Annotated in this window: 8 protein-coding genes; 1 reads left to right on the top strand and 7 read right to left on the bottom strand. The window is 64.6% G+C overall.

From position 1 onward, the window contains the following. The 7 genes from VIM61_09585 to VIM61_09555 form a co-directional block, all read right to left on the bottom strand. Positions 1-186 (bottom strand): hypothetical protein (locus tag VIM61_09585; protein HEY8900651.1); only part of this gene is annotated, 186 nt, incomplete at its 3' end. 3 nt (positions 187-189) lie between these two features. Beyond that, positions 190-588, bottom strand: coding sequence for a biopolymer transporter ExbD (locus VIM61_09580; protein HEY8900650.1), 399 nt, complete (start codon positions 586-588; stop codon positions 190-192). Positions 589-593: 5 nt separating this feature from the next. Then, positions 594-2,417, bottom strand: coding sequence for a DUF2341 domain-containing protein (locus tag VIM61_09575; protein HEY8900649.1), 1,824 nt, complete (start codon positions 2,415-2,417; stop codon positions 594-596). A gap of 13 nt (positions 2,418-2,430) precedes the next feature. Then, positions 2,431-3,972 carry a POTRA domain-containing protein gene (locus VIM61_09570; GenBank protein HEY8900648.1) on the bottom strand — a complete coding sequence of 514 codons (1,542 nt, stop codon included), beginning with the start codon at positions 3,970-3,972 and terminating at the stop codon, positions 2,431-2,433. A 309-nt stretch (positions 3,973-4,281) separates the two neighbouring features. Further along, positions 4,282-5,457: a hypothetical protein gene (locus VIM61_09565; GenBank protein HEY8900647.1), complete on the bottom strand. Its 1,176-nt coding sequence runs from the start codon at positions 5,455-5,457 to the stop codon at positions 4,282-4,284. Positions 5,458-5,512: 55 nt separating this feature from the next. Beyond that, positions 5,513-6,439, bottom strand: coding sequence for a hypothetical protein (locus tag VIM61_09560; GenBank protein HEY8900646.1), 927 nt, complete (start codon positions 6,437-6,439; stop codon positions 5,513-5,515). Between the two features lie 126 nt (positions 6,440-6,565). Then, positions 6,566-7,273, bottom strand: a complete 708-nt coding sequence (locus tag VIM61_09555; GenBank protein ID HEY8900645.1) for a hypothetical protein — start codon at positions 7,271-7,273, stop codon at positions 6,566-6,568. Positions 7,274-7,409: 136 nt separating this feature from the next. Here VIM61_09555 and VIM61_09550 point away from each other — a divergent pair, with 136 nt between their 5' ends. Next, positions 7,410-7,835 (top strand): hypothetical protein, encoded by a 426-nt coding sequence (locus tag VIM61_09550; protein HEY8900644.1) that lies wholly within the window; start codon positions 7,410-7,412, stop codon positions 7,833-7,835. Positions 7,836-7,879 lie beyond the last annotated feature (44 nt).

Here is a 7,879-nt window from a genome sequence, read left to right as displayed (position 1 = left end):
GGGCGGCAGCGAGATCGAGACGACCTGCGGCGTCTTGCGCTTCGGAGCGTCGTGCTTGCCGGTGACGGCGAACGCGATCCCGCCAATGAGGACGAGGCCGCCAATGATGATCGGCACGCGGAAGCGCTGGAAGAATCCGGGCTCCTCGTCCTCGATGATTTCGGGTGGCGGGGTCTGCGTGGCCATGGGTTACTTCGGCGCCTGGGTGGCGAGACCGACCTTGCTGATGCCGACGCGGCCGACGACGTCGAGCACGTCCATCACGCCCTGGTATTGCGTCTTGCTGTCGCCCTTCACGATGACGGGCAACTCGGGATTCGCGGCCTTCGCGGCGCCGAGCTGGGTCTCGAGCTCGGGCAGCGTGACGGGCACGGTATTGAGGAAGATCTTGCCCTCGTTGTTGACGGTGATGGCTTTCACCTTCGACTCGCCAATGGGCGGCGACTTGCTCGCCTTCGGCAGATCGACCTTCAAGCCCTGCACGCTCGCCGTCGTCATGATGATGAAGATCAGCAGCAGCACGAGGTAGAGATCCACCATCGGCGTGACGTTGATGTCGTCGTAGCTCTTGTTGTCGTCGGCCTGCATGGGCGTCAGTCCTTCTTCGGATAGCTTTCGGCAATCTTCGTGATGAACTCGTCGATGAAGGTCTGCATGTTGCCGATGACCTCCTTGATGCGGGAGCTGAGGTAGCTGTAGATGAAGAGCGCCGGGATCGCGACGGCCAGACCGGCCACCGTCGCGAGCAGCGCACCGGCGATGCCGGGCGCGATGGAGTTGATCTCGACTTCGCCGCTCTGCGCGATGACGGCAAAGGTGATCATGACGCCGATGACCGTGCCGAGCAGCCCGAGGTAGGGACCGCCCGCGATGCCGATCGTGAGAAAGACGAGATGGGAATTCAGTTTGTGCACGCCATGCACGAGGCCCGTGTCGAGGCTGGCCTTGATCGCCTGGATCGAGCGATTCGACAGGCCGGTGAAGCCGCCCTGCGACCGCTCGATGCGCTGGCGGATCTCCTCCGCGCCGATGTGGTAGATCTGGTAAATGGGCGAGACGCGCATGAATCGCTGGGCCTTGGGCGTGGCCGATCCTCCGAGACTCCTGATGCTTTCGGCGTCGTTGTGGTCGAGGACCGTGAGGTCGCCGGCGAGATGGCTCCAGCGCTTCATGAACTCGTCGTTGCCCTTCTTGAGCTGGCTCAAATAGACGAGCTTCTGGATCGCGACACCCCAGCCCACGATCGCAAGGGCGATGCACAGGAAGATGACGACCCAGCCGTCGACAGTCAGGTTTTTCGCGATTTCTCCGAGGAGCGAGAGATGCTTCTGCAACTCATTGTGCCCGCCACCGCTGGCCTCGTCTTCGCCGATCTGAATGAGCTTTTCGGCGCCCGCTCCGCCGGCCTGGCCGACCGCGGCGAGCTCGATCGCCCCCTCGGCCCGCGCCGCGCGGGAAATCTGGAGTTCGTCGATTTCACCCACGAAGCCCGGAACCGGACCGCCGGGACCGGCACCGAGATTCGCGGGACTGTTGAGCGCGGGGAGCGCGACGTTCAGCACGCCGGCGCTCTTTCCGGTCACGTAAATCGTCAGCGTATTCTCCTTCGCAACGACGGTGAGGTTCGTCCACGTGTTCAGCGCAAGCGGGGTCGTCGCCGCAACACGCTGGGTGCCGCCCGCGCCCTTTACGACGACGTAGGGCGTGCCGTTGGCGACGCCGATCCGCAGGCCGTTCGCGCCGTCCTGCCGATCGAAGAGAATCGCGTCGGGCTGGGCGACGGTCTGCTTCACCCACGCGCTCCAGGTGAACGCTTCGCCGGCGGCCACGGCCAGGGTGGGCGTCGCGGGAATGACGATCGGCTTGTCGCCGAGCAGGCGGAGGCCGCCGCTAATGAGCGCGCCTTCGCTCGCGGTGCCGGCCGTCTCGGCATTGTTCTTCTGGCCGGAGGAATCCACCGCGGGCACGCCGCCGGAGGCAAAATGGTAAACGAGCGTCGTCTCGGCGTCGTAGGGCGGCTTGTCGGCGAGCTTGTCGGGCTTCGCCTCGGGATTGCCGCTGTAGAGCCAGACGGTGGTCGCCGCGCGGGGCTTGATCTCCGGAACCTTCACCCAGACGAACGCCTCGTTCAGCAGGCTGTCGTATTTCTCGACCTGGCTTGGAAGGACGGTCTTGTCATCCGCGGCGACAAAGCGGATGTCGCTGCCGTCATCCTTCGCGTTCGTGAAGGTGAAATTGCCATCGTGCAGGCGGATAAGAATCGTCGCGCCACCGATCGGGCTGGCGATGGGATTGCCGGTGTCGCCGGCGTCGATCGTGATCTTTTTACGCGTGGTCCAGTCGGGATTCCACCAGGCGTGAGCGGAGTTCCCGAGGAGGAGGACGAAGCTGAGGACAAGAAGGAAGTGACGGGTCATGGCTTTCGGAAAATCAAAATTCGCCCCAGATGCGGAAGGTCAGCAGCAGGCTGCCCGCGGCGGAATTGACCTGGGTGATGAGGGGGACGCCCGCGTCGAGCGAGCCGTTGAGATGCTTGAGAAACTGCACGCGGCTGCCCGCGCCGACGCTGGCGAGATCGAAGCGCGATTGCTGCTCGGGGAGCGGATCGTTGAGCGTGAGCGCACCGCCCTCGGTGAAGCCGTAGATGCGCCATTCGTCGATCCCGAGCACCTTCGGCAGCGAAGGACTGCGCAGCTCGAACGACCCGATGAGGGCGCTGTCGCCAAGGACCTCGGACTCCAGATAGCCGCGCACGGTGTCGAGACCGCCGCCGCTGAATTGCTCGCTGTCCACGAGCGCGTAGGGCGAGGCCTGTCCCTGCACCTGGCCAAAGACCTGAAAGCCAAACGGCAGGTCATGCGTGTGCGACAGATCGCCCTTCAGCACGAAGAAGCTGCCGTCGGCGTTGTAGCGCCGGTTGTCGAAATCGCCGGTCGAGCTGCCCGCTCCGCGCGTTCCGGCGACGACGCCGAGGCTGAGCTCGGTCGTGGATGTCGCGGTGACGAACGCGCCGTTGTAATCGATCGAGATCGGATAATACGTGATCGGCGACCCCGTGGCCTGTCCGCCGAGAATGAGGTCCTGATCGAGATGCTTGTAGTCCGCACCAATGCTCAGCGAGTGGTAGAAGCCCGTGGTGTTCGGCGCCGGCAGCGTGAACATGAGCCGGAAGCCGAGAATCGAGCCGTCGCCGACCGACGCGCCGCCGCCGAGGGTCGACACGTTGCTGTTCTGCCTGGTGCCCTGGAGCATCAGGCCGAACCAGTCCACGCCCGGAATGCGTGCGATGTAATAGCCCGAGTAGATCGTCGCGTCGTCCGGTCGCTCCGGCGCGACCTGGAAACTGAACCCGACGGTGTGACCGAGCTGCCAGAGATTCGAGTAGCTGATCGAGCCATTGAGCCGCAGCGGCGTCGTGTTCGCGCTGTAACGGTTGTTGAGTTCCAGGCTGCCGTGCAGCGGGAAGGTGTCCTTCACCTCCAGATCGACATCGACCGTTCCCGGCTCCACGCCCGGCCGCAGCGTCGGGCTCACCCGGCGATCGGGCGACTGGTTCAGCGATACGATCTCCTTCGCGACCTGGTTGAAATTCGGCACCGAGCCCTCGGCGAGTGACGGCACGCCGTTCCGAATCTGGCTCAACGAAAAGTAGCGCGATCCCTTCACCCGCAGGCGGCCGACCTTCGCCTCGTTGACCTGGAGAAACACGACTCCGCCGCGCACATCCTGCTGGGGAATGTCGACTGAAACAGTCTGGTATCCGCGATCCTGGTAGGCCTTTTCGAGCGCCGCCCGAGCCTTTTCGACATCTTCGGCGCTCCGTCCCGGGCCCAGGTAGGGATAGACCGCTTCCTCGACTTCCGCGGAAGGCAGCTGCTTCGCCCCCTTCACGCGATATTCCTGAATGAACGTCGTCTCGGCGCCGGCCGCGGCGGGCGTTTCCCCCGACGGAGCAGCCTTCGCAACGAACATCCATCCGCCCAGCGCTACGCCTGCAGACAGCAGGAGACGTGCTTTTCGCGGGAGGGAAAACCTCTCCCGGGAAAAGCCCGCCAGATGGGACATTCGCGCATGGATGATCACTCGGATTGAAACGTCGGAGATGAACTGCGGGTTCCTAGGGGAACGCACGAATCGGGTAAGGGCTGAAATTGTGACATTCTCGTGACAGAATCCTCCCGCAGCGGTCCCCAGGGCCTTCCTTCGATCGCAACGCCCAAAAGCAAAACCGCCCGCAGGTTTCCCCGCGGGCGGCTGGCTGAGTTCGAGATTGAGTGACGCTTAGTAGGCCGCCGTGATGACGCCGCCTTCCGTGGAGCGCACCACGTTCATGCTGCCGAGGAGCGGGCTGCCGTCGACGGTCACGAGCTGGGTCGTGAGGCTCTCGCCGAAGGTGAGCTTCGTGCCCGCGAGGCTGCTCTTGTAGACAAGGTGCTCGTAGGACCAGAAGGTGTATTGACCCTGCTGCACCGCCGCGGGGCTGTAGTCGACGCCATTCCAGAGGAGCGTCGCGCCGCCGTTGGTGACCATCGTCGCGGCATCGGTGATGCCCATGTAGCTCACATAGGATTTGGTGAGACCGGTCTTGCCCATCTTCGAGGTGCCCGCGAGCGTGCCGCCGGAGGATTCGCCACCTTCACCCACCGGGAAGATGAGGCCGTTCACCGTCTGCTGCGCATAGAGGGCCTCGGTCGCGGGGTCCCACTGCTGCACGGAGGTCACGTTGCCAATGCCGCTTTCCGCAAAGGCCGCAATGCGGGTGCCGGAGTCGCCGTCGCGGCCCGTGGCGTAAACGAGGGTGCCCTGATCGGCCGACAGGCCGGTGTAGAGCGCGAGCGGGCAGGTGCCGGTGCCGATCCAAGTGGCCTGGGCGAGCAGCGGAGTCATGTTCGTGATGCCGGCGGCGGCGCCCTTGCTCTTCACCCAGCGGAACGGAATGACGCCGACGAGGTTGTCCACGAGGGTGTCGTAGCTCTCTCCATTCAGGGTGCCACGGAACGGCGTGGACGTCTGATAGACGTCGGTGAACGCCATATCGGGGAGCGCCGCTTCGCGGGGGTTGGCGGTCGGGCGGGGGTCCGTCTGACCGGACGTGCCGGTGGTCGAGGTGGTGACGCTGTCCGGCAGGAAGCCGACGGTGAATGAACCGGCGCTCGAAGCAACGGTCTGAACGCCCGCTGCGGAGCCAGACCAGGAGGTTTTGATGATCACCGGGTTTCCGTTGAACGTGCCCTGGAAGGACGCCGCGTTCGCGCCACTCAGCGAGCTGCCCGTGTAGGCGTAGCCGGAGCCAGTCGGGAGGGTGCTGGCGGAGCCGCCGAGGAGCTTCATGATCGCGACGTGCGCGGAGGAACGGAAGGCCGAGGACCCCGTGATGTAGATCTTGGTTTGAGCGGAGGCCGCTTCGACGAAGCTCAGGGCGACGAGGCCCATCGCTGCAATTTTGAGGAGTTTCATGGTGTTTTACGAGTAGAGGATTGGGATTTTGGAGAGCGTTGGTTGGGCGTGGGGCTTAGAGCTTCTGCTTGAGCTTCTTGAGCTTCTTCTTCAGAGCGGCGAGCTTCTTCTTCTTCTTGACCGGGTCTTCGATCTGCTTCGCCTTCTTGATCTGCGCGTTGATCTTCTTGATCTGCTTCTGGATCGCGGCGGTATCGACGGTCGGGTTCGGAGCGGGGGTCGCCGTCGGCGCGGGCGTCGGGCTGGGGTTCGGCACGGTGGAGAAGCGGACGACACCGTCAACGCCGATCGTGAAGGTGCCCTCGTAGGAGCCCTTGTCGGTGATGGCGCCGGCCTGGGTGACCATGCGGAAGAGATCCACCGCGGAGGAGTTCGCCCCGTTGGCGAAGTTCGCGAGAGCGCTCTGGAAGTAGCTGAAACTCGTTCCGCCCCCGTTGCTCTGGTATTCCGCGAAGTCGTTGTCCGCCGAGGCATCCTGAATGGAAGCCTTCGCGTTCACGCCGACGGTGAGACCCGAGGCCACGCCCGTGAGCGCGTAGGCATCGCCGAGGTCGTGGATGCGGGTGCCGGACTGGCTCTGCGTCGCAACGCTGCCCTGGCTGTAACCCGGAGCCTGCGTGCCGAAAACCGACTGCGCGCGGCCACTGTAGAGGGTCCACGGCCCGTCGGTGCCGACGGTCGCGCTGTAGCTCGAGCCGAAGACGCCCCAGAAAACGTCGCCGCGGTTGAACCAATCAGGACCGAAGGCGTTCACGAGGTCACCGCCGATGCTGCCAATGAAGATCTCACTGGCGGCGTCGCGGTAGGTCGCGGCCGGACCGATGTTCAGCACGACGCTGGTGGTCGATCCCTCGCCGCCCGTCGCGTAGAAGGCAACGAGAAGATCGTTATTGGCGTAGGTGGCGGCGCTCATCGGCGCCGCGGTCAGCCCGAGGCCGACGAGCGACAGCCCAATGGCCGCCAGGAGGTTGTTTTTTTTCATGAGGTCAGGAGTGTTGGTGGTCTTGCGGGAGCCGGGGCGTCCGAAGCGGAGGCCAGACAAGGAGATGAGGCCGGCACGCACAACCGGCGTTCCGTAACGATTTCGTAACGCCGAGCGACGCCCGCGCTACGACCCCGGCCGGGCGGATTGCTCGGCGCGCAGCCTCGCCATCTGCCGGCGGATGAACTCGCCCTGGCCAAATGCCGTTTTGAATGCCACGTCGCTCTTCCGCTGCGCCTCGCGCCATCGGGCGAGATACTCCGCCGAGTTCGGATCCTGATTCGCACCGCCGATCGCCGCAATGAACGCATCCTGAATGGCCGTCAATTTCGCACGTTGCTCCGGCGTCATCTGCCCATCCTGCGGCAGTTCCTGGAAGGCGACGGGCAGGGGCACGTGGCCCTGCGGGGCCACGATCACCACATCCGGTCCCGCTGGCGGCGGCGGAGCGATCGGCGCAATCGGCGCCACCGCGGGCGGAGCCGGCGCCATGGCCACGGGAACCGGCATCGCCACGGGGACGACCGCCTGAGTCGGAGTCGCGGCAGGGACTGGTTCCGCTGGCGTCGACGGATCTTCATCGGTCGTGACGATGCGAAGAATGGTGTCCTCGGGACATCCGATCGCCCGAAGATTGGCCGCAAACCGCGCGGAGTCCGCGTCCGCGAGATCCCGCCACGTCAGCCGGCCCGGCGGCGGAATTTCCGACGGAGCCGCGGGCGCGATCGCCACGGGATCCTTCTGAAAATACGTCATTCCTCCCGCGGCCAGCGTCGCCCCGGCAACGAGGCCGATCCCTGGCAGGACGAGATGGAGGAAGACGGCGGCTTTCATGAACCCTCGGATTGATGCGCGGATTAGCAGCCCTCGACAGCTCCATTCTCTCGTATGGCGAAATTGTCACATTCACCGGCCGGGAATCGGAGGTTTCCCTCTGGACAGCCACCTCGCCCACGAAAACAGTCGCGTCATGCGTTTGTTCGGCATTGGTTTCACGCTCGCCCTGTCATTGATCGCAACATCTCTGTTTGCGAAAGACCGCCCGCTCGTGAAGTCCTCGGAGGCCGCGGCTCAGGCCGGCAAATTCGCCATCGTCTCCGGGCGGGTAATCGAAGTGCGTCGCGTCGCCAACGGACCGATCATTTTCGAGTTGGATGGCAGGCCTTCCGCGCCCACCTTCCGCGCACTCGTCTATCCCATGGCGACAGCCCGCTTCGGCTCCGATCCGGAAAACATCTACCTCGGCCAGCAGGTCGAGGTCACCGGCCTCGTCCAGGTGCGCGACAATCTCCCGCAAATGTGGATCAACGACCCAACCCACATTCGCCTGCACAAGATCGAACAATCCTCCGAGCCCTCGCCCCCGCCGCCGCCTCGCCCCGGAGCTGGCGTGTAACGTCCGCTACTCGTAGCGAAGCGCCTGGATCGGATCGAGGCGGG

Source organism: Chthoniobacterales bacterium (assembly GCA_036569045.1).
Taxonomy (GTDB): Bacteria; Verrucomicrobiota; Verrucomicrobiia; order Chthoniobacterales; family JAATET01; genus JAATET01.
This window is presented reverse-complemented; position numbering and strand designations above follow the sequence as displayed.